Origin of the sequence: Salinimonas chungwhensis DSM 16280 (assembly GCF_000378185.1) — a bacterium.
Lineage (GTDB): Bacteria > Pseudomonadota > Gammaproteobacteria > Enterobacterales > Alteromonadaceae > Alteromonas > Alteromonas chungwhensis.
The window spans coordinates 84,580-104,899 of sequence record NZ_KB899379.1 but is presented as its reverse complement, the minus strand read 5'-3'; the positions used below and the strand labels follow the sequence as shown (position 1 = coordinate 104,899).

Sequence of the window (20,320 nt, the reverse complement as noted above, 5' to 3'; positions counted from 1 at the left end):
AGGGCCATCCGTGGCCCTGTTTGCCCTTGTCTCATCGTCCCTGATGAGACTTGCTTTCCCTTATTCTGTTCAGCGTTGAACCTGAGCTGAAGGGCAGTAAAAAGCGGCCCTATCTTTTTTCAAAGATTTTGCTTTTTCAAGAACTCGATGGTCAAAAAGTCCGCTACCGATAAACCGTATGCAAGTGTGACAGGCGGGCTGGATGCTTTTAGCTCTTGCTCTTTATAGAAAAAGCGAGAAAAGTTGAGAATTGTCTCTAGGTAAGTTAGCCATCAAGGTTATTTAAGCTTTTGCCTAATCGAGCCTCAACCTGTTGAAATACTTCCAACTGAGTTATCCAACTGCGTTATCCAACGCCCGTCACAAACAATCAAACCTTACGCTTGCCGGTCACCTGACTGTAAACTTCCCCATCTGCAACCCGGGTGGTCATCGCCTGCCCCTGATCCACAGATGTAATTGAAGTGATAGGCGTGTCATCGTCAAAGGTGATGCTGTAGCCGCGGGCAAGTGTCGACAGCGGGCTAACAGACTGCAGCAATTGCACTGCACTGGTAAGGCGCTGTCGATCACCGCTTAGCTGTTTTGAGATGGCACCAGCTAAGCGCTGCTGCAGATTTACAGTACGGTCTTGCAAACGGCCCAGCTGTTGTTGTGGGTCGTGTCGCTGCAGACGACTGATTGCTTGCTGCTGGCGCTGCTGAGCATGACTTAAGCGTGTCTGTATCTGATGACTAAGGCGTAGTTGTAAACGATCGATATGCTGTGACTGGGTTTGTAGTTTTACCGAGGGGTGTACCGTCTGCAATTGCTGAACGGCAGCCTGATAGCGGTGTCGGCCTTGTTGCAAAACATTGTGCGTATTGCGAACCAGCGCTTTATACAGCGTAACGATACGTTCTTGCTGCGCTTTAACATCCTGACTGAGTAATTCAGCACCAGCAGAAGGCGTCGGAGCGCGAAGGTCAGCCACGAAGTCGGCGATGGTAACATCGATTTCATGTCCCACCGCGCTGATCACCGGAAGCGAACTTTGGGCAATGGCGTAAGCCAGTTTTTCATCATTAAAACACCATAAATCCTCCAGTGAACCGCCTCCACGGGTAAGCAGGATGACATCTGTTTCATTTCGCTGATTGGCTTTATTGAGAGCTTCAATTAGTTGTGCGCTCGCTGTCTCCCCCTGAACCATACTGGGATAGACAATAACTTCTGTCGCGGGGCTGCGGCGTTTCAGTACGGTCAATACGTCATGCAGGGCAGCACCCGTCGATGATGTGACAATGCCAATTCGCTGGATGTATGAGGGTAACGCCTGTTTTTTTGCGGGGTCGAACAAACCTTCGCTGTGCAATTTTTGTTTTAACGCCTCAAACTGTTGCTTTAGCTGGCCTTCACCGTCGCTTTCAAGGTGTTCAACAATAAGTTGATAGTCACCCCGGGGCTCGTATAAGCCTACCGAGGCTCTGACTAAGATTTTATCGCCTTCTTTGGGACGCTGGCGTATAGCACGGTTAGTATTTTTAAACATGGCGGCACGGACCTGCGCCTTGTTATCTTTTAAAGTGAAATACCAATGACCCGATGCGGCGCAGACAAAGTTTGATACCTCAGCAGAGAGCCAGACCATCCCCACTTCCCCTTCCAGAACGGTCCTGGCAAGGCGATTGAGCTTGGTCACAGTCAGAATCTGACGGCTGGTGGAGGGCGTGGTAAATAACATGAATAAAATTTCTTGTTGATTGATGGCAAATACAGTTTACCTGAAACTTAAAAAACACTACAATTGCGCCGCAATTAACCCTCGACTAATAGGTGTTGTTGCATGCTCCGAATCGTTCAAGAAGCCCTGACTTTCGATGATGTGTTGCTGGTTCCCGGCCACTCAGAAGTCCTTCCCCATACTGCCAATCTGCAGACTAAACTGACGCGTGATATTTCACTGAATATCCCAATGATTTCAGCCGCCATGGATACGGTCACCGAAGCACCACTGGCTATTGCCCTGGCCCAGGAAGGTGGCATGGGCTTCATTCATAAAAGCATGCCGCCAGAAGAGCAGGCCCGCCATGTTCGTGAAGTAAAAAAATACGAAAGTGGTGTCGTCTCCGACCCCGTTACGGTGAGCAAAGATACCCCACTCGGTGAAGTTTTGGCTCTGAGCAAAGAGCTGGGCTATTCAGGTTTTCCGGTTGTGGATGATCAGAACAACCTGATTGGTCTGGTTACCGGCCGTGACATGCGCTTTGAAAAACGCCTTGATCTGCCGGTTCACAAAGTGATGACTGGTAAAGAAAAGTTGGTAACAGTGAAAGAGGGCGAAAGCTCTGAGCAGGTGCTGGAATTGATGCATGAGCATCGTATTGAAAAGATTCTGGTTGTGGATGATGCATTCAAGCTGACGGGTCTTATCACCGTAAAAGATTTCCAGAAGGCAGAAAGTAAACCCAACGCCTGTAAGGATTCGTTAGGCCGTTTGCGCGTAGGCGCAGCGGTTGGTGTAGGTGCCGGTACCGATGAACGGATAGCGCTGCTGGTCGATGCCGGTGTGGATGTGTTGTTGATTGATACCTCTCACGGCCACTCGAAGGGTGTACTCGACCAGGTCAAACAGGTTCGCGACAGATACCCAGATCTACAAATCATTGCGGGCAACGTAGCTACAGCAGCTGGCGCGAAGGCGCTGGTAGATGCTGGTGTAGATGCTGTTAAGGTTGGTATCGGCCCGGGCTCAATTTGTACCACCCGCATTGTAACTGGTGTTGGCGTGCCGCAAATTAGTGCGGTGAGTGATGCTGTGGATGCACTGGAAGGCACTGGCGTCCCAGTTATTGCTGATGGCGGCATTCGCTTTTCCGGCGATATGGCTAAAGCGCTGGCGGCAGGTGCAAGCTGCGTTATGGTGGGTAGCATGCTGGCCGGTACAGAAGAAGCGCCGGGTGAAGTAGAATTGTACCAGGGGCGCTATTTTAAATCCTATCGCGGAATGGGCTCGCTGGGCGCAATGAATCAAAAAAATGGTTCATCAGATCGCTACTTCCAGGACCCTGCAAATGCTGAAAAACTGGTACCAGAAGGCATAGAAGGGCGAGTAGCTTATAAGGGACCGATTGCCAATATCATTCATCAGCAAATGGGCGGTTTGCGCTCTGCGATGGGATTAACCGGTTGTGCAACCATCGATATTCTGCGCAACGAAGCTAAATTCGTCAAAGTTACAGCAGCCGGAATGGGCGAGTCTCACGTGCATGATGTGAGCATTACCAAAGAAGCGCCCAATTACCGTTTGGGCTAACTATACTCTCGCTATCTCTCAGGCTGGTTTTACCAGCCTGATTCATTTTTATTACGGGTAACAGTATGAGCAAAAATATTCATGACCAACGTATTCTGATACTGGACTTCGGGTCGCAGTATACTCAGCTTATAGCGCGCCGCGTGCGGGAGATTGGTGTTTATTGTGAGCTTTGGGCGTGGGACGTTACCGAAGAACAGATTCGTGAATTTAATCCGCAGGGGATCATCCTTTCAGGAGGCCCCGAGTCGGTCACCGAACTGGATTCACCGCGGGCGCCAGAATATGTGTTTAATGCCGGCGTGCCGGTGTTAGGCGTATGTTACGGTATGCAGACGATGGCTGAGCAACTGGGTGGCAGTGTTTTCGGCTCCAACAAGCGCGAATTTGGCTACGCCCAGGTAGAGGTGTTGAAACCCTGTCCATTGATCAAAAAAATCGAAGATCATATCGGTGCCAATGGTAATGCATTGATGGATGTGTGGATGAGCCATGGCGATAAAGTCGAGTCTGTTCCACCGGGCTTTATTACCACTGCCCATACCCCTTCGTGCCCGCATGCTGCGATGTACAATGAGGAAAAGCAGTTTTATGGGGTGCAGTTTCATCCCGAGGTAACCCATACCAGGCAGGGCATGCGCTTACTCACCCATTTCATTATGGATATTTGCAAATGTGAGAAGCTATGGACAGCTGAAGCGATTATCGATGATGCCGTACGCCGTATAAAAGAGAAGGTTGGCACTGACCGGGTTATTCTTGGGCTCTCAGGTGGTGTCGACTCTTCGGTAGTGGCGATGCTGGTGCATCAGGCGGTAGGAGAACAACTTACCTGCGTATTTGTTGATAACGGCTTGTTGCGTCTTAATGAAGGACAGCAGGTCATGGATATGTTCGGTGATCATTTTGGTCTTAACATCATAAAGGTGGACGCTGAAGACCGTTTCTTAGATGCGCTGGAAGGCATTGATGATCCTGAAGCAAAACGTAAGGTTATTGGTAATGAGTTTGTTCGTGTCTTTGATGAAGAAGCCGGTAAGCTGGTAGATGCCAAGTGGCTGGCCCAGGGGACGATTTACCCGGATGTTATAGAATCAGCAGGCTCGGCAACTGGCAAAGCCCATGTAATTAAATCTCATCACAATGTGGGTGGTTTGCCGGACGATATGAAAATGGGATTGGTCGAGCCATTGCGCGAATTATTTAAAGATGAAGTACGTAAGATCGGGCTTGAACTTGGTCTGCCGTACGACATGCTTTATCGCCACCCTTTCCCGGGGCCAGGTCTGGGCGTGCGCGTATTGGGTGAAGTTAAAAAAGAATACTGTGATTTGCTGCGCAAGGCCGACGCAATCTTTATTGAAGAGCTGCATACCGCTGATCTTTATCACAAAGTAAGCCAGGCATTTACTGTATTTTTACCCGTTCGCTCGGTAGGTGTAATGGGCGATGCCCGAAAGTATGACTGGGTGGTGTCATTGCGCGCAGTGGAAACTATCGACTTCATGACCGCTCACTGGGCTCACTTACCCTACGACTTTTTGGGACGGGTTTCCAATCGCATCATCAACGAGATCGATGGGATCTCCCGGGTGGTTTATGATGTATCCGGCAAACCACCGGCCACTATAGAGTGGGAATAGCAAAAAGCGCCTGAATTGAAGGCGCTTTTTTTGTGCAAACTATCTTGCCGTAGTTGCGTAGAAACCGGATATGTAAGCAGATATATCGATAATGACATTACGGTTTAAACGACCCAAAAAGGAGAATAGCATGCTGGCAATAGGCTACAAACAGGCTTCACCTGATTTACATGACGAAGCACTTTCGCTGGTCAATATCGCTAAACCAGCACCGGCTGGCCGCGATCTGCTGGTTAAAATCTCTGCCATTTCTGTCAATCCGGTGGATACTAAAATTCGTCGTACTGCTGAGCCTGACGCCGACGAGTTTAAAATACTGGGCTGGGATGCTGTCGGGATTGTTGAAGCGGTTGGTGAGCATTGCGAATATTTCAAACCTGGTGACCGCGTATTTTATGCAGGTGACATTTCCCGCCCTGGCACCAACGCGGAATTCCAACTGGTGGACGAACGTATTGTGGGAACCGCTCCGGCAAAATTGTCCGATGCAGAAGCTGCTGCCATGCCGTTAACGGCATTGACCGCCTGGGAACTGCTGTTTTCACGTTTACAGTTGCCGGCTGATGCAAGTGGTAAAGACCAGGTCCTGTTGATTATCGGCGGTGCTGGTGGGGTTGGCTCTATCCTGACACAGTTGGCCCGTCAGCTGACTGAATTAACCATAGTCAGCACGGCCTCACGTCCTCAGACTATCGCATGGGCAAAAGAGATGGGCGCGCATCATGTGATTAATCACCATCAGTCACTGCCTCAGCAACTTGAAGAAATTGGCATCAATCAGGTGGATGCAGTTGCCAGTCTGACGCACACAGATAGTCACTTAGATTCACTGGTCGAAATGTTGAAGCCGCAGGGAAAGCTGGGCTTGATTGATGATCCGGAGAGTCTGGACGTTACAGCGTTAAAGAAAAAAAGCATTTCACTGCACTGGGAGTTTATGTACACCCGGTCATTGTTTAACACCGAGGATATGGTCGAGCAGCATCGTATTTTAAACCGTGTGGCTGAGCTGTTGGATAATAAAACACTTAAAACCACCCTGGGCCAGCATCTTGGTCCGGTCAATGTGGCTAACCTGATTCAGGCTCACACGATTTTAGAGTCCAATAAAGCGTGCGGAAAGCTGGTTCTTGAAGGTTTCGAGCAGGCGCGCGGCTAAATAGCGGCTAAACAACTGACAGCTGTTTCGGTTTTTATTGTCCAGCAGAGTGTGGGCTTATAAATTCAATACTGTAAAAAAAGTGACATAAAAATAGTATCTAATATCGGCCTCGCAATTTGTTTGTAGGGAAGTGTTGTGCGATATACCAGTATAAGTCGTCTGGTTATGACACCGGTTCTGTTAGCTCTGCTAGTGCTGGTATTGCTAAATGCCGCATCGATTTTTAAGTCGTTTTCATTGCTGAACCATTTTGAGCGCCTGGATAACACCCTGGTTGCGTCTGAACGGCAGGTTAATACTGCACTAGCAGCGTTTAAGACACAGGTTCAGGAATGGAAGAATGTTTTACTGCGCGGTGCGAAGCGCGAGGATCGTGAGAAGTACTGGGGCAGATTCATGGAGCGTGAGGCGCAAATCACGAAAATCCTTACGGAATTACAGCAAAACAGTGCCGTCAGTGTGCAAGCGAAACGCCATATACAACAGTTTTTGACCGCCCACGCCCAAATGGCTGAGCAATACCGGCGCGGCTACCAGACATTTATTGATGCCGGATACGATGCCCAGATAGGAGATCGCTCAGTCCGCGGGATCGATCGCAAGCCTGCTCAGCTGCTAGCCACCGTGGCGGACGATATCGCCAGCCAGTCGAAAAGTGCTTTTAGCCGCTTAAAAGCTAGTACAACGCAAACACTATGGATGATTCTTACAGGCGCCATCATTTTAAGTCTGGTGTGCATGCTGTACGTAATCTATCGGCTGCGAAAACAGGTTATCAACCCTGTCAGACAAATCGCGCGGTGCTTATCCGCGCTGGCCAGCAGCAACTACAATCATGAACTTACTTACACCAGTAAACATGAGCTGGGTGTGCTGGCTGACTCTGCCCGGTCACTTCAGCATAAACTAACCTCATCAGTGGCTACATTGCAGCAGGCTGAAAGTCAGATGGCCACGGCAATGCTGACCCTCACTGATGTTAGTGAAGGTATAAAGCAGGGCGCCGATGATCAGCAAAATGCAAGTCAATCACTGGAGGGCAGTACAGATAAATTGCGCACTATTGTGCAAAGTCTGGCGACTATCACTAACCAGGTTGCGGTGGCCACTGAAGATTCTCAGCACCATGTCGCTGAATGTTACAGTATCTTTGAAAAAGCCAATGACGGCTTTCACCAACTTGCCACCACCGTCAGTGATTCTGCGGTAGCGGTCAATCAGTTACAAAGCCGCAGCGCTAACATACTTAAGGTCGTTAACGTCATTAATGAAATAGCAGACCAGACCAACCTGCTGGCGCTTAACGCTGCAATTGAAGCTGCGCGAGCAGGTGAACATGGCAGAGGCTTTGCGGTGGTGGCTGACGAAGTCAGGGCGCTGGCCGCCAAGACGCAGCAGTCGACTCGGGAGATCAATGACATTCTTACCGCGTTTGAAGAAGAGTCGCATAAGGCTGTAAATGTTATGGCGCAAGGCAAACAACTGTCAGAATCCAATGCCGCAGAATCCAGTAAGGCGCTTAACACGCTTAATCAGGTCGTAGTCCATATACAGCAGACGGCCAGTGTGGTGGATGAGTTGAATCGAGCGGCGGATGAACAGGAAAGGGTGCTAACTGACGTTGAGCAGGTTATTGCGCAGGTCGTGCATTCATCCCAGCGGTACCAGGCGTTATCACAACGTAACGATATATCTGGTTCCATGCAGTCGATGTCCCGCAATCTGGAAAACGTGGTGGCAGCGTTGACCCGCTAGGCAGATAGTGTCATCGTGGTGGTCAATAACATAGAGTCTATGGAGACGGTTTGGCTGCCACTATCCCGCTTGTTTTTCATCCTGTTTACAGTCAGCTATCACTTCCTGTCAGACATCGTTTCCCCATCGAAAAATACCAGGGTATATACGATGCGCTGCGTGAGCGTGGCATTTCCGATAGTCGCTTCATCATCCCACAGTCGGTAACGCCCAGGGAGTTAAGCCACTTTTTTAGCCCTGAATATGTCCAGGCTCTTGCTAATGGCACACTGGACCCCAAAGCGATGCGCAGAATAGGTTTTCCCTGGTCTGAGCAACTTATCACTCGTACGCTGCGAGCGGTTGGGGGCACTTGTGAAACGGCGAGGCAGGCTCTGGAACATGGTGTTGCGCTGAATCTCACTGGGGGCTATCACCATGCTTTTTTTGATTTTGGTTCCGGTTTTTGTCTGTTCAATGATTTATACATCGCCGCACGCAAGATGCAGCAATCTCGTCACATAGACAATGTACTGATTATTGACTGTGATGTGCACCAGGGGGATGGCACCGCAGCACTGGCTCAAGACGATACATCAATCTTTACGCTCTCTATGCATGGAGAGAAAAACTTTCCCTACCGCAAGCAAATCTCCGATCTGGATATCGGATTACCAAAACATTGCAAGGATGATGAATATTTGAGTACGCTGGAGGAAGCGCTGACCGTGGCATTTCGCTGTTTTAATCCCGATGCGATCATCTATGACGCTGGCGTTGATGTACACGTAAATGACGATTTAGGGCTGTTGGATATTTCTACCGCCGGCGTACTGGCCCGAGACCAGATGGTATTTGAACTTTGTCAAAGTAAAGGATTACCTGTCGCGGCAGTAATTGGCGGGGGCTATCAGCGAGATATTGCCGCGCTGGTTGATGTGCACTTACAACTGTATACCGCTGCCGGGGTGATATCCTGACAAATTATGCTCACAGGAACATCAGCTGAAAGCCAATGCCGATACGCTCCTGGGAGCGGTCATAATCAATAAGCGAGTCACCGTAGCCATTAAAATACTGCACTAACAGCTCATAGCGATCGGTGAGAGGATAGGTAAGATTAAGCTCAATGCTGCCCCGATTAGTGCCAAAATCCAGATTATTGCGCAGCCGGGCCATCATTTTAAAATTACCAAACTGAGTACCATAACCCAGTTCAACACGGCCATAATAATCCTGGATATTCGGGTTGTCGTCGCCAGAGGGGTCGAGCGGCCCGTCCTTCTCATCCTCCGGAATACGATACCAGGTTTTCAGGTAGTAAATATCGTCATAGTCGGAAAACAGCATGGTGGCGTAAATACGGTTCCAGCTTCGTGAACGCAGCCCGCTTTGACCGTTAGACATATGATTAAAACCAACCTGAAAGGCATTGAAATCATAACCTAAGAAAGTAATGTCAGCTTCCTGCTGGTAAAAAATTTCAGGTTCATAATTGGTCTCACGAAATGGCTTAGACACCTCGCTGTTATACAGTTGCCAAAACGAGGTCAGGGTAAAGCCAAGGTACATACCATCCACTGTATCTTCCTGCATATAAATCGGGAGCTTTACACTGACCTGAAACTTGGCTTCATTGTTGTCGACATTTTCCTCAGTAAGTTCTTCATTTCCCAATGAATTGGGATTAGTAACATAGGTGAACGGCATCACAAAGTTGGGATGATATTGGGTTATAACAAAACGCTGATTGAGTGCTTTGCGATCCGCCTTCAGCCGTGTGCTTAACATGCTGGGGCCTTCTTTAGCGCGCTCAATTTCATCTGTAGTGGCAGTTGTTTGTTGCTGGGCGTGTGCAACAAAAACCGGGAGAAGGCTAATAAAAAGGGCAAAAAAACAGGCTGGTTTATGCACAATGATGGTCCTGAGTGGTTACAGTGAAAGTTGCAGTCCTTCTGCTGAAGCCAACAGGTTCACCGATGACTCAGCGGCTTCAATATACGTCTGACAATGGGCGACTACAGCATCAATGTCATCATCAGTTCTCTCGGGATCGTGGCTGTATAGCGCTACAGACTTGGCATTGCAGGCCATAGCCAGCTTCACTGCCTCTTCAGCTACAGAGTGACCCCAGCCAGATTTACCGGGCATATCGGACAACATATACTGGGCATCGTGAATTATCAGATCCGCATCCCGGGCAAACTCTACAAAAGACAAAAAGTCGGTATCCTTTTTATACGGCGGATAAAGCTCGTTATCCGTCATATACACTACTTTCGCGCCATCGGCAGTGATTGAATAGGCGCTGCCTTTGCCCGGATGATTCATTGGCAGGCGACTCAGCATGGCGTCACCGAGTTGCCACGACTCAGTAGTATCAGGCAATACATTAAAGGTAATATTGGATTTGAGCGCGCTGGAAGGGACCGGAAACACCGAGCCTTGCATCTGACGCAAGATCTGATCATGTTCAGGTAATGACGTCTGACCGGGGGTGATAATAATCTCGCGCTCTGGTTGGTAAATGGGCGCGAAGAATGGAAACCCCTGAATGTGATCCCAATGGTTATGGGTAAGCAGCAGGTGCACCGGTGAGGACTTGCCAATCAGTTGGTTACCCAGTTGGCGGATACCGGTACCAGCATCAAGAACAATGTCGGTACCGTCTTGCAGCGCAACATGCACGCAGGCTGTATTCCCGCCATAGCGCACGAAATCTTTTCCTGGTGTGGGAATCGACCCGCGCACACCATAAAAAGTTACCTGCATGTATCCTCCTGCTTGCGCTGCTTAACAGCGGGTGGTTTTATCGCGATTATCTGGCCTGGGCTTTACAGAGCAACTAGGAAATCGGCAGCTGCATCAATATCCAGTAATTGTTTTTCACCAGTACGGCGATGCTTATACTCTATTTGTTGATTGTCCAGGTTTCGTTCGCCAATCACAATACTGTGAGGTATACCAATGAGTTCCATATCATTGAACATAACACCTGGTCGCTCTTTGCGATCATCGAACAAAACGTCTACGCCCATGGCCGTCAATTTTTCATACAGCGCTTCAGCGGTTTCTTTAATCCGCTGAGATTTGTGCATATTCATTGGGATGAGGGCCACTTTAAATGGTGCAATTGAATCCGGCCAGATCACGCCGAACTTATCATGGTTTTGCTCGATAGCGGCGGCTACAATACGCGAAACACCGATACCATAGCAGCCCATGGTCAATAGCTGATGCTTACCTGATTCGCTTAGTACACCACAATTCATCGCTTTAGAATATTTATCGCCCAGCTGAAAAATGTGCCCGACTTCGATGCCGCGTTTGATGTCCAACACGCCTTTGCCATCCGGTGAGGGATCACCTGCAACAACATTGCGAATGTCTGCCTGCTCTGGGGTATTGGCCCAGTTAGCCTGTGTTTTGAGCGTATCAGCAGTACCGGCGCCGGTCACAAAGTCGGCCATGACGGCTGCGCTGTAATCCACGATGGTGGGGACGGGAAGGGCGGTGGCATCAGCAAACCGTAATTCGCAGCCTAATACCGCTTTGGCTTTTTCCGCACTGGCCTTAACCAGTGGTAAGGCAACGTCAGAGAGCTTTTCTGTTTTAACAGCGTTGAGAGAATGATCGGCCCGCAGCACTAATGCGACCCAATGGTCTGCGTCGGACTCTTCATCCGTGGCAGCCTTGACCAGCTCAACCCTGACCATCTGATCCAATTCAACGTTGACAGCCTGAGCCAGTTCCTCGGTGGTAGCCCCGGTTGCATTGAGTGTTTCACCGGTCTGTCCGGAGGGTGTCTGGGAGGCTTGCGGTTTAGCCGCCGGTGCCAGCTCAACGTTTGCGGCATAGTCAGATTCACTGGAAAACGCGATAGCATCTTCACCGGAGGCGGCCAGTACATGAAACTCGTGAGAAACACTACCGCCTATTGCGCCGGAGTCGGCGATAACAGCGCGAAAATCCAGACCCAGCCGGGTGAATATATTACAGTATGCCTGGTACATCTTCTCGTAGGTCTCTGCCAGGCTGGCATCGTCAAGATGGAAGCTGTAGGCATCCTTCATAGTAAATTCGCGGCCTCGCATTATGCCAAACCGGGGGCGTACTTCATCGCGAAATTTTGTCTGAATCTGATAAAGATTAACGGGTAGCTGCTTATAGCTATTAATCTCATTACGAACCAGCGCGGTAATAACTTCTTCATGGGTAGGGCCAAGCACAAAGTCCCGCTCATGGCGGTCTTTTACGCGCAGTAGTTCAGGGCCATATTCATCCCATCGGCCGGACTCTTCCCACAGATCGGCAGGTTGTACCACAGGCATCAAAATTTCAACGCCGCCGGCCTTGTCCATTTCCTCGCGCACAATATTGGCAACTTTATTCAATACCTTTAAACCAGACGGCAGCCAAGTATAGAGTCCTGAAGCAAGCTTTCTTATCATGCCCGCTCTGAGCATAAGCTGGTGACTAATGACTTCGGCTTCGGCCGGTGTTTCTTTTTGTGTGGAAAGCAGGTATTGGCTTGTGCGCATTGTGCAGCATTTCATCCTTTGAGAATTTCTAATCGCGGGTAGTTTAGCAGTATAGAAATAAGCAAAAAAGAAAATTCTGAAGTGACCAGGTTTAAAGCAGTTCCAGGACCTGAACCTCTCCATTGATCACCCGCCAGGCCACGTCCACATCGTATAGCTTCACCTTATATATTTTTGGATCCGTTTCTTGGCTTTGACGATATGCCGGGCGGGGATCCTGACGAAGTACCGCTATGATCAGCGCCTCGATATCCGCAAAGCGTTGCGACACCTGGTGAAGTTGTGCCTGAGCAGTTGCAGTGAAATTAACCTGACGTGACGGGATTGGCGCCAATTCAGCCAGTCCATCTATTGCATCGGGATGGCTGTCGGCATAGCCGATATATGGTTTGATATCGATAATCGGAGTCTGGTCCAGTAAATCTACACCGGATACATTAAGTTGCAGATGACCATTATTTATTGCCGCGCCGGCATTTTTTACCACAGACATACCGATACCGTTAGGACGATGAGTACTGCGCGAGGCAAAAACGCCCAGCGTGCTATTGCCGCCAAGACGCGGGGCTTTCACCGCCGGTTTCCAACCACGATCCAGCGTTTCATGAAAGATAAACAAGAGCCACAAATGACTGTATTTTTCCAGCCCCTTAAGCATCAGCGGGTTATCGAATCCGTCGATGAAGTGAATTTGCCCATTCGCCTCCGCCAGATTCGGCTGACGGGGAATCGCAAACTTCTGCTTATATGGAGTGGTGATAGTAGCAATCGCGGATAGTGGGTAACCAGTCTTCATTGTTTGGTTTATCAATTAGTGTCATTCGTTTTCTTATCAGCATACAATACGTTATAGCCTTGGATCTGCCAATCTTTCAGACATACGTTATCAGGGATAGCGGCTATTCTGCGCGATAAACGCATGCCAGTGCCGGCTGTCTCAGCCCGCCTGTTAAACCACGTGGATAAAATGCTAGGATTGATTTTTTACATTTAAGCATTATTAATAGAGCGCCGCTTTGTTGGAACCGTAATCGCGTTGGTAGCAGGATAACCATGATTTCAGTGAAAAATCTCTCTAAATCGTTTGGCAGCTTTGTTGCTGTAAACGATTTGTCATTTGATGTTAATCCAGGCGATATTGTCGGGTTTCTCGGCCCTAACGGCGCTGGCAAATCGACCACCATGAAAATGCTCACTGGCTTTTTAACACCAACCTCAGGGTACGTGCGCATTGATGGGCGCCGGGTGAATAAACATACAACCCGCTTGCAAAAACAAATCGGTTATCTACCTGAGGGCGCGCCGGCCTACGAAGAAATGACGGTATATCAGTTTTTACATTTTATTGCTGATGTCCGTGGGATGGCTAAGAAAGAAAAAATGGCCGGGTTAACGCAGGTTATCGAGCAGCTTGAGCTTTATGATGTATTAGATCAGTCTATTGAAACCCTATCAAAAGGTTTTAAGCGCCGGGTTGGCCTGGCACAGGCGATCATCCATAATCCGCAAATCCTGATTCTTGATGAGCCCACAGATGGGCTTGATCCCAACCAAAAGCAGCATGTCAGAAACCTAATAACCAGCTTATCCAAAGATAAACTGGTTATTATCTCGACGCATATCCTGGAAGAAGTCAGTGCGGTGTGTAATCGCGCTATGATTATTGCAGACGGCGTTAAAAAATTTGATGGAACGCCGCTTCAGTTGCAGCAGCAATCCCGTTATTACCAGGCCGTTACGCTCAAACTGAGTTACGCGGCTGATATAACTGGTTTGCTGGAAATAGAGGGCGTCGATGACATGCATGTTGATAAAAAAACTGGCGAAGTTACTCTGTTTCCGGCGACCGGGCAGTTTATTCTGGGCCCGGTAACCGAATACATTCATCATTATAAGTTACCAGTAGACAGGCTTCACGTCGACCAGGGGCGGCTTGAGGACGTCTTCATGCAAATTACTTCTTAAGGGGAGAGAGTGAAAACCACATTTTTTATCGCTCGTCGTGAGTTTGCAGCTTTTTTTGCAACACCGATAGCTTACGTATTTATTGCTATATTCTTAATACTCAGCGGAATTTTTACATTTTTTGTCGGTGATTTTTACGAGCGCGGTCAGGCCGATTTATTGCCGTTTTTTAATTACCACCCCTGGTTGTATTTGTTTCTGGTTCCTGCCATTGCCATGCGCAGCTGGTCTGAAGAGCGTCGTTCGGGCACCATTGAGCTGCTTATGACTTTACCAATTACAGCAACGCAGGCCATTGCAGGCAAATTCATCGCTGCCTGGGCGGTGTTGCTGTTAGCATTGCTTTTGACTTTTCCTGTGTGGGTAACTCTCAATTATCTGGGCCAACCGGACAACGGCATTATTCTGGCGGCTTACACCGGCAGCTGGTTGATGTCAGGTGCTTTTTTGGCGATAAGCATGTGCATGTCCGCGCTGACTAAAAATCAGGTTATCGCATTTATTCTGGCCATTCTGGTGTGCTTTTTATTTGTAGTCAGTGGGTCGGGAATTGTGCTCAACGCGTTTGAAAAATGGGCCGCACCCGGCGTACTTGATACCGTCGCTTCCTTTAGTTTTCTTACGCATTTTGAAGCGATGGCCGCAGGCGTGCTGGCGCTAAACGATATTCTTTTCTTTTTATTGGTGACGGCGGTCTGGTTGTATGCAGGCCTGACTGTTATAGAACAGAAAAAGGCGGTGTAGGGATATGAAAAAGCTTACCGCTATTTATACGCTTGGCCTACTTGGCGCACTTTTTATTGCTCTGGTGGTTATTAATAATCAGTTGTTTGATGGTATGCGGGTGGATTTAACTGAAGATAAAGTCTTTACGTTGTCCCAGGGGAGTCATCAAATCATTGATCAAATTGAAGAGCCGCTGACGTTGCATTTTTTCTTTTCTGATGACGCCACAAAAGGCATGACATCGTTGCGCAACTATGCAGATCGCGTAAAAAGTCTGTTGCGTGAGTATGAGCAGGCAGCCAACGGTAACATTAAGCTGAAAATCATCGATCCTGAACCATTTTCTGAAGCAGAGGACAGTGCCGCGCGCTTAGGTCTTACCGGTGCTGCGCTGGGCAATGCAAATGAGACCATTTATTTTGGCCTCGCGGGCACCAATACCTTAGATGATCAGGTTACCATTGGCTTTTTCGATCCCCAAAAAGCCCGCTTTCTGGAGTACGATATCAGTAAGCTTTTACATCAGCTGACAATCGGTAATTCGCCCAAACTGGCGCTTATCACAGATTTACCAGTGCAGGGGGGGCAAAATCCTGTTACCGGTCAGCCCCAGTCACCCATGGTATTTTACGAGCAACTGAAACAGTTGTTCGACGTTCATCTGGTGGCGCCTGACGCCACTGAGTTGCCAGAAGATACCACGGTAGTCATGCTGGCCCATCCACCGGCTATGAGCGAAACGCTAAAATATGCGGTCGATCAGTACGCGATGGGCCAGGGGCAGGTGATTGTATTTGCCGACCCGCATTACGAATCTGATATGCTTAGCATGATGGGAAACCAGCAGCCTAACCGCTCCGATATGTCGTTGTTAGAAGCGTGGGGAATTGCAATTCCTGCCCGGGACATTGTGCTTGACGGTACTCTAGGCCTGGAAATACAAAGTGCTACGGGTGATATCATTAGTCACCCTGGCTATCTTGGGCTGGGGACAGGACAGATTAATCGTGATGATGTCATTACCGCCAACCTGGAATCAGTTAACCTGGCATCAGCCGGCCATCTTTCCTTGCTGCCGTCTTCCACGCTGGACATGGACACGTTACTGGCTACGACCAGTGATAGTTTCATTGTCGATGCTCAGTATTATCTTAATCACCCCGGGCCGGAAGACTTACAACAACAATTAGGCGTAACCGGAGAGACCCGTGTGCTGGCCGCGCATATTTCCGGCACCACGATTTCTGCATTTGGTCAGCCTGTTTCACCAGCAGATAAAGCAAATTTTCGGGCCACCACCGATGATTTAAATGTGCTGGTGGTGGCAGATGCTGATATGCTCGCGGATCGCTTTTGGGTGCAGCAAAATCAGTTTTTTGGTGAGGTTCTCTATACGCCATTTGCCAATAACGGCGACTTTATTATTAACGCGGCAGAAAACCTCTCCGGTAGTAATGCATTAATCGATGTGCGCAGCCGGGGCCAGTTTGCCCGGCCGTTTTCTCGAGTGGAAGCGTTGGAGGAGAAAGCGCAAAAAAAATACCGTGAGCATGAACAGAAACTGCGCGATGAACTGGCCCAGACAGAATTGCAGCTTGCGCGGCTACAGAATCAACAAGGGCAGGGCACCTCTGTGGTGCTTACCGATGAGCAGCAACGTGCAATTGACGCTTTTGTGGAAAAGCGGGTGGTTATTCGAAAAGCGTTACGGGATGTACAGTATGAGCTACGCAGTGATATCGATAAACTGGGCAACTGGCTGAAATTTGTCAATATAGCGGCGGCCCCACTGGTGTTGGTTATGACCTTGTATTTACTAACCCTGTTACTGCGTAAACGAGCAGGAACCAGGTTCAACAGGAACTGAAAAATGAATTTACGCGTTGTTTTACTCAGCGTGCTGGTTGCTGCTTCGACGGCAGCCGCCTGGTATTTGTCCAGCAATGAGCAGAATGCGACTGTTTCTCCTGCCTCAACCCTGCTTGAGGGCTTACCGCAAAACAGTGATGCTATTGAGTACGTCAAAATTGAAAATGCCACCAACGTGGTGTTTGAAGCGAGGCGACAAGAAGGCCAGTGGCGTGCAGTACACCTGGACGATTCGCTGAGCTTTCCGGTGGATACAAAAGCGTTGTCTACCCTGATTCGTCGCATAGCGCATGCCTCGGTGGTGGAGAAGAAAACCGATAATCCAGCGCTGTATTCCAGGCTGGGTGTAGAAGGGTTGGAAGCTGATGCGGCTGAGTCAATGCTGCTGACCCTTGAAGACGGCGATCGTCAGTGGCAAGTTATTTTAGGCAATACTTCAACGCGCCGTCACGGCCAGTTTGTCCGACAGCCAGAGGCGCCGGTCAGTTACCTCATTGATAAAGTGCTCACTGTGCCACTATCCGCAGCAGAGTGGCTTAAGCCTGATATCTTGTCAGTCAGTACAGAAGAACTATCCAGCATACGCTTCTGGCAAGCGGAAAAGCCAGAGCTGTTAATCAGCCGAACCGAAACCGCCGGTACTGCCGAGCCAGCAGCTGATAATCAGCGAGCGTGGCAGGCAGGCATAATTAATGATGAGCAGGTTACACCTGTGAACGACAACGATCTTAACTACCCTGGTGTACTGAGCCAGGCCATTGACGATATATTTGCATTTACCTACTTGCAGGCAACCCCGTTTTCTCAGGCAGCATGGGAAGCCAATGAACTGGCGGGCAAAGTGGATATGACATTAAATGATAACACCCGTGTTTTGGTTGAAATAAGTCAGTCCAACGAACTTGGTCAGTATTATATTCATTTTGAAATGCCCGATAGCCCTTCGAGGGTAAGTGACTGGGTGTTTACGGTCTCAGGCTATCAGGGGCGCGCATTCTTATTATCTGAAAAGTCGATTATTGCCGGTGATAACGCAAGCTAGGCACTGAGCGCCGCGCAGTATCAGTGCTCGGCGCCTGCTTTTTTGCGGCAATGTTGGACCTGCGACTGTAAGTGCTGACAGCCAAGCTGTTCAGCACGCGCGATATTTTTTTCGAAAATACTAGCAGGGTCGTCGTAGTCTTCCAGAGCGCGGGTAATATCGCGTTCGCGAATCAAATGAAATACCGGATAAGGTGCCCGATTTGTATAATTGGATGGCGAATCAACAGGCTCTCCCTCAAACTGATAATCGGGGTGGAAGCTGGCCAATTGATACTCTCCCTCATAATGCCATTGCGACATCATCGTCTGAGCCAGCGCTAAAGTGTCCAGATACTCGTCAAAACACCGCAATGCAGGCAGCATCAATAGCGTGGTAGATATACTGTCATCGTCATCCAGGCGCCGACATTCATCATACAGCGCGACCATAATGTCAGCACTGTCCTGCGCTTCACAGACAGCATAATGAATGGTCTCCGGCTGACGTACAAAACCTGCAAACGGGCAGAAGTTATGTGCGATAACCACATCATCCACCCAGTATCGAACAGCCTCAATGATAGTTTTATTATTCATGAATGAAACTTAACGTAAGCCTCTAAGGTATTTTCAATCAGACTTGCCACCGTCATGGGGCCGACGCCACCGGGAACAGGGGTAATCCATCCAGCGCGCGCTTTGGCGCCTTCAAAGTCAACATCACCTACCAGCGAACCATCTGCATTTCGGTTAATACCCACATCTACCACTATCGCTCCTGGCTTCACCCACTCGCCGGGAATAAAGTTTGATTTACCCACTGCGACAACAAGCAAATCGGCACGGCCAACATGGGTACGCAGATCTTTGGTAAATTTATGGCAGGTTGTCACCGTACAGCCAGCCAGTAATAATTCCAGCGCCATGGGACGACCAACAATGTTTGAAGCACCTACAATAACCGCATCAAGGCCTTTAATGCGGCGTTTTGTGGACTCAATCATCGTCATAATCCCCTTAGGCGTGCAGGGACGTAAAGCCGGGATGCGTTGTGCCAGTCGCCCTATATTGTAGGGATGAAAGCCATCTACATCTTTATGCGGCTGAATACGTTCGAGAATTTCTTCTGAGTTGAGGCCTGCAGGCAACGGTAACTGTACCAGGATACCATCAATTTCATCATCGTCATTGAGCTCATCAATCAATGATTCCAGTGACGCCTGGTCAGTATTGGCCGGCAAATCAAATGAACGCGATACAAAACCAACCTCTTCACACGCTTTGCGTTTGTTTGAAACATACACCTGCGAGGCGGCATCATTACCTACCAGCACCACTGCCAGGCCGGGTTGTCGTTTACCGGATGATTTGAGTGATTCGACATAGGAGGCTACATGCTGACGAACCTGTTTGGCAATAAGCTTGCCATCAATGATATGCGCTGTCATAAACGAAAATGCTCTTAGTAAGTGGTGATAAACTGACAGTGATTATTGTTTCATAAAACAGTATCAGGCTACCAGTAGATCCTTTTACCACTTTACGACTGAAATTTTATAGTCTTCTTAATTGCGCGGTGCGAAGTGCAGCGGACCTTTAATGACGTGCTTTAATGCGGCTAACTGGATGAAAACACCGCGATTTGTTTGATTAATCATCGCGGCTGGCTGGTTTATGAACGGTTAGAATTTTTATTTGAAAAAGTGTTTGACGAGGTAGGGCCAAGTCAGTAATATGCGCAACCCGTAACGGCGAGTAACGAAATCGCCGAAACGGTATCGGTGAGTGGCGCAGTTTGGTAGCGCACTTGGTTTGGGTCCAAGGGGTCGCAGGTTCAAATCCTGTCTCACCGACCATTATGCTAACGATGATTCGTCAGGCGCCCGTAGCTCAGCTGGATAGAGCAACGGCCTTCTAAGCCGTGGGTCGCAGGTTCGAATCCTGCCGGGCGCGCCACTTTTAAGCGGGTCAGGTAATTGGTAAAAAGTAGTATTATGCACTAACAACATGTAGTGTTTAATGATAAACTTACCACGCGTTAGCAAGCACCATCTATGGTGGGCGTAGCTCAGTTGGTAGAGCCCCGGATTGTGATTCCGGTTGTCGTGGGTTCAAGTCCCATCGTCCACCCCACTTTTTCGCGGGAGTGGTGGAATTGGTAGACACGCTGGATTTAGGTTCCAGTGCTTCACGGCGTGAGAGTTCAAGTCTCTCCTTCCGCACCATTCGTTATACATCTTTACTAATATGCCGGTGAGTGGCGCAGTTTGGTAGCGCACTTGGTTTGGGTCCAAGGGGTCGCAGGTTCAAATCCTGTCTCACCGACCATTTTACAATACCCTTTTTTCTTTATACTTATCGC

General features: G+C 48.9%; 16 protein-coding genes and 5 tRNA genes. 14 read left to right on the top strand and 7 right to left on the bottom strand.

Going from position 1 to position 20,320, the window contains the following annotated elements:
* Positions 1-370: 370 nt before the first annotated feature.
* Positions 371-1,723, bottom strand: coding sequence for an exodeoxyribonuclease VII large subunit (xseA, locus tag F458_RS0108800; protein WP_018983037.1), 1,353 nt, complete (start codon positions 1,721-1,723; stop codon positions 371-373).
* Positions 1,724-1,825: 102 nt separating this feature from the next.
* Between xseA and guaB the strand changes: the two genes are divergently transcribed.
* The 5 genes from guaB to F458_RS0108775 all read left to right on the top strand — a co-directional run bounded on the left by guaB (position 1,826) and on the right by F458_RS0108775 (position 8,814).
* Positions 1,826-3,295, top strand: coding sequence for an IMP dehydrogenase (gene guaB / locus F458_RS0108795; protein ID WP_018983036.1), 1,470 nt, complete (start codon positions 1,826-1,828; stop codon positions 3,293-3,295).
* A 65-nt stretch (positions 3,296-3,360) separates the two neighbouring features.
* A complete protein-coding gene (gene guaA, locus F458_RS0108790; protein ID WP_018983035.1) occupies positions 3,361-4,938 on the top strand; it encodes a glutamine-hydrolyzing GMP synthase in 1,578 nt (525 codons plus the stop codon).
* Positions 4,939-5,068: 130 nt separating this feature from the next.
* Positions 5,069-6,097, top strand: coding sequence for a zinc-binding alcohol dehydrogenase family protein (locus tag F458_RS0108785; protein ID WP_018983034.1), 1,029 nt, complete (start codon positions 5,069-5,071; stop codon positions 6,095-6,097).
* Between the two features lie 138 nt (positions 6,098-6,235).
* Positions 6,236-7,855: a methyl-accepting chemotaxis protein gene (locus tag F458_RS0108780; protein WP_018983033.1), complete on the top strand. Its 1,620-nt coding sequence runs from the start codon at positions 6,236-6,238 to the stop codon at positions 7,853-7,855.
* Between the two features lie 50 nt (positions 7,856-7,905).
* Positions 7,906-8,814 (top strand): histone deacetylase family protein, encoded by a 909-nt coding sequence (locus F458_RS0108775; RefSeq protein ID WP_018983032.1) that lies wholly within the window; start codon positions 7,906-7,908, stop codon positions 8,812-8,814.
* A gap of 10 nt (positions 8,815-8,824) precedes the next feature.
* Here F458_RS0108775 and F458_RS0108770 read toward each other — a convergent pair whose 3' ends face one another.
* The 4 genes from F458_RS0108770 to tsaA all read right to left on the bottom strand — a co-directional run bounded on the left by F458_RS0108770 (position 8,825) and on the right by tsaA (position 13,171).
* A complete protein-coding gene (locus tag F458_RS0108770; protein ID WP_018983031.1) occupies positions 8,825-9,748 on the bottom strand; it encodes a phospholipase A in 924 nt (307 codons plus the stop codon).
* A gap of 18 nt (positions 9,749-9,766) precedes the next feature.
* Positions 9,767-10,606 carry an MBL fold metallo-hydrolase gene (locus F458_RS0108765; RefSeq protein ID WP_018983030.1) on the bottom strand — a complete coding sequence of 280 codons (840 nt, stop codon included), beginning with the start codon at positions 10,604-10,606 and terminating at the stop codon, positions 9,767-9,769.
* 62 nt (positions 10,607-10,668) lie between these two features.
* Positions 10,669-12,375, bottom strand: coding sequence for a proline--tRNA ligase (locus F458_RS0108760; protein ID WP_018983029.1), 1,707 nt, complete (start codon positions 12,373-12,375; stop codon positions 10,669-10,671).
* A 91-nt stretch (positions 12,376-12,466) separates the two neighbouring features.
* The gene (gene tsaA, locus F458_RS0108755; RefSeq protein ID WP_018983028.1) at positions 12,467-13,171 is read right to left on the bottom strand and encodes a tRNA (N6-threonylcarbamoyladenosine(37)-N6)-methyltransferase TrmO; all 705 of its coding nucleotides are present in this window, start codon (positions 13,169-13,171) and stop codon (positions 12,467-12,469) included.
* A 257-nt stretch (positions 13,172-13,428) separates the two neighbouring features.
* Here tsaA and F458_RS0108750 point away from each other — a divergent pair, with 257 nt between their 5' ends.
* The 4 genes from F458_RS0108750 to F458_RS0108735 are packed head-to-tail and all read left to right on the top strand — an operon-like array spanning position 13,429 to position 17,977.
* Positions 13,429-14,340 (top strand): ABC transporter ATP-binding protein, encoded by a 912-nt coding sequence (locus tag F458_RS0108750; RefSeq protein ID WP_018983027.1) that lies wholly within the window; start codon positions 13,429-13,431, stop codon positions 14,338-14,340.
* 9 nt (positions 14,341-14,349) lie between these two features.
* Positions 14,350-15,084, top strand: coding sequence for an ABC transporter permease subunit (locus F458_RS0108745; RefSeq protein WP_018983026.1), 735 nt, complete (start codon positions 14,350-14,352; stop codon positions 15,082-15,084).
* Positions 15,085-15,088: 4 nt separating this feature from the next.
* Positions 15,089-16,933, top strand: coding sequence for a GldG family protein (locus tag F458_RS0108740; protein ID WP_018983025.1), 1,845 nt, complete (start codon positions 15,089-15,091; stop codon positions 16,931-16,933).
* Between the two features lie 3 nt (positions 16,934-16,936).
* Positions 16,937-17,977, top strand: coding sequence for a DUF4340 domain-containing protein (locus F458_RS0108735; RefSeq protein WP_018983024.1), 1,041 nt, complete (start codon positions 16,937-16,939; stop codon positions 17,975-17,977).
* A gap of 20 nt (positions 17,978-17,997) precedes the next feature.
* Here F458_RS0108735 and F458_RS0108730 read toward each other — a convergent pair whose 3' ends face one another.
* Positions 17,998-18,555 carry a DUF1415 domain-containing protein gene (locus F458_RS0108730; protein WP_018983023.1) on the bottom strand — a complete coding sequence of 186 codons (558 nt, stop codon included), beginning with the start codon at positions 18,553-18,555 and terminating at the stop codon, positions 17,998-18,000.
* Entirely contained in the window at positions 18,552-19,406 is an 855-nt protein-coding gene (folD, locus tag F458_RS0108725; RefSeq protein ID WP_018983022.1) for a bifunctional methylenetetrahydrofolate dehydrogenase/methenyltetrahydrofolate cyclohydrolase FolD, read from the bottom strand. Before folD ends, F458_RS0108730 begins: the two co-directional genes overlap by 4 nt.
* Before the next feature lie 331 nt (positions 19,407-19,737).
* Here folD and F458_RS0108715 point away from each other — a divergent pair.
* From F458_RS0108715 to F458_RS0108695, 5 genes are all read left to right on the top strand, one after another.
* Positions 19,738-19,814: transfer RNA gene (locus F458_RS0108715), tRNA-Pro, on the top strand.
* 23 nt (positions 19,815-19,837) lie between these two features.
* Positions 19,838-19,914: transfer RNA gene (locus F458_RS0108710), tRNA-Arg, on the top strand.
* 101 nt (positions 19,915-20,015) lie between these two features.
* Positions 20,016-20,091 (top strand) — tRNA-His (locus F458_RS0108705).
* Between the two features lie 7 nt (positions 20,092-20,098).
* Positions 20,099-20,183: transfer RNA gene (locus tag F458_RS0108700), tRNA-Leu, on the top strand.
* Between the two features lie 26 nt (positions 20,184-20,209).
* A tRNA-Pro gene (locus F458_RS0108695) sits at positions 20,210-20,286 on the top strand.
* Positions 20,287-20,320 lie beyond the last annotated feature (34 nt).

Excerpts from the sequence above, each read along its gene's own strand:
- xseA (WP_018983037.1), bottom strand. The coding sequence starts at position 1,723 with ATGTTATTTACCACGCCCTCCACCAGCCGTCAGATTCTGACTGTGACC.
- guaB (WP_018983036.1), top strand. The coding sequence starts at position 1,826 with ATGCTCCGAATCGTTCAAGAAGCCCTGACTTTCGATGATGTGTTGCTG.
- guaA (WP_018983035.1), top strand. The coding sequence starts at position 3,361 with ATGAGCAAAAATATTCATGACCAACGTATTCTGATACTGGACTTCGGG.
- F458_RS0108785 (WP_018983034.1), top strand. The coding sequence starts at position 5,069 with ATGCTGGCAATAGGCTACAAACAGGCTTCACCTGATTTACATGACGAA.
- F458_RS0108765 (WP_018983030.1), bottom strand. The coding sequence starts at position 10,606 with ATGCAGGTAACTTTTTATGGTGTGCGCGGGTCGATTCCCACACCAGGA.
- F458_RS0108760 (WP_018983029.1), bottom strand. The coding sequence starts at position 12,375 with ATGCGCACAAGCCAATACCTGCTTTCCACACAAAAAGAAACACCGGCC.
- tsaA (WP_018983028.1), bottom strand. The coding sequence starts at position 13,171 with ATGAAGACTGGTTACCCACTATCCGCGATTGCTACTATCACCACTCCA.
- F458_RS0108750 (WP_018983027.1), top strand. The coding sequence starts at position 13,429 with ATGATTTCAGTGAAAAATCTCTCTAAATCGTTTGGCAGCTTTGTTGCT.
- F458_RS0108740 (WP_018983025.1), top strand. The coding sequence starts at position 15,089 with ATGAAAAAGCTTACCGCTATTTATACGCTTGGCCTACTTGGCGCACTT.
- F458_RS0108735 (WP_018983024.1), top strand. The coding sequence starts at position 16,937 with ATGAATTTACGCGTTGTTTTACTCAGCGTGCTGGTTGCTGCTTCGACG.
- F458_RS0108730 (WP_018983023.1), bottom strand. The coding sequence starts at position 18,555 with ATGAATAATAAAACTATCATTGAGGCTGTTCGATACTGGGTGGATGAT.
- folD (WP_018983022.1), bottom strand. The coding sequence starts at position 19,406 with ATGACAGCGCATATCATTGATGGCAAGCTTATTGCCAAACAGGTTCGT.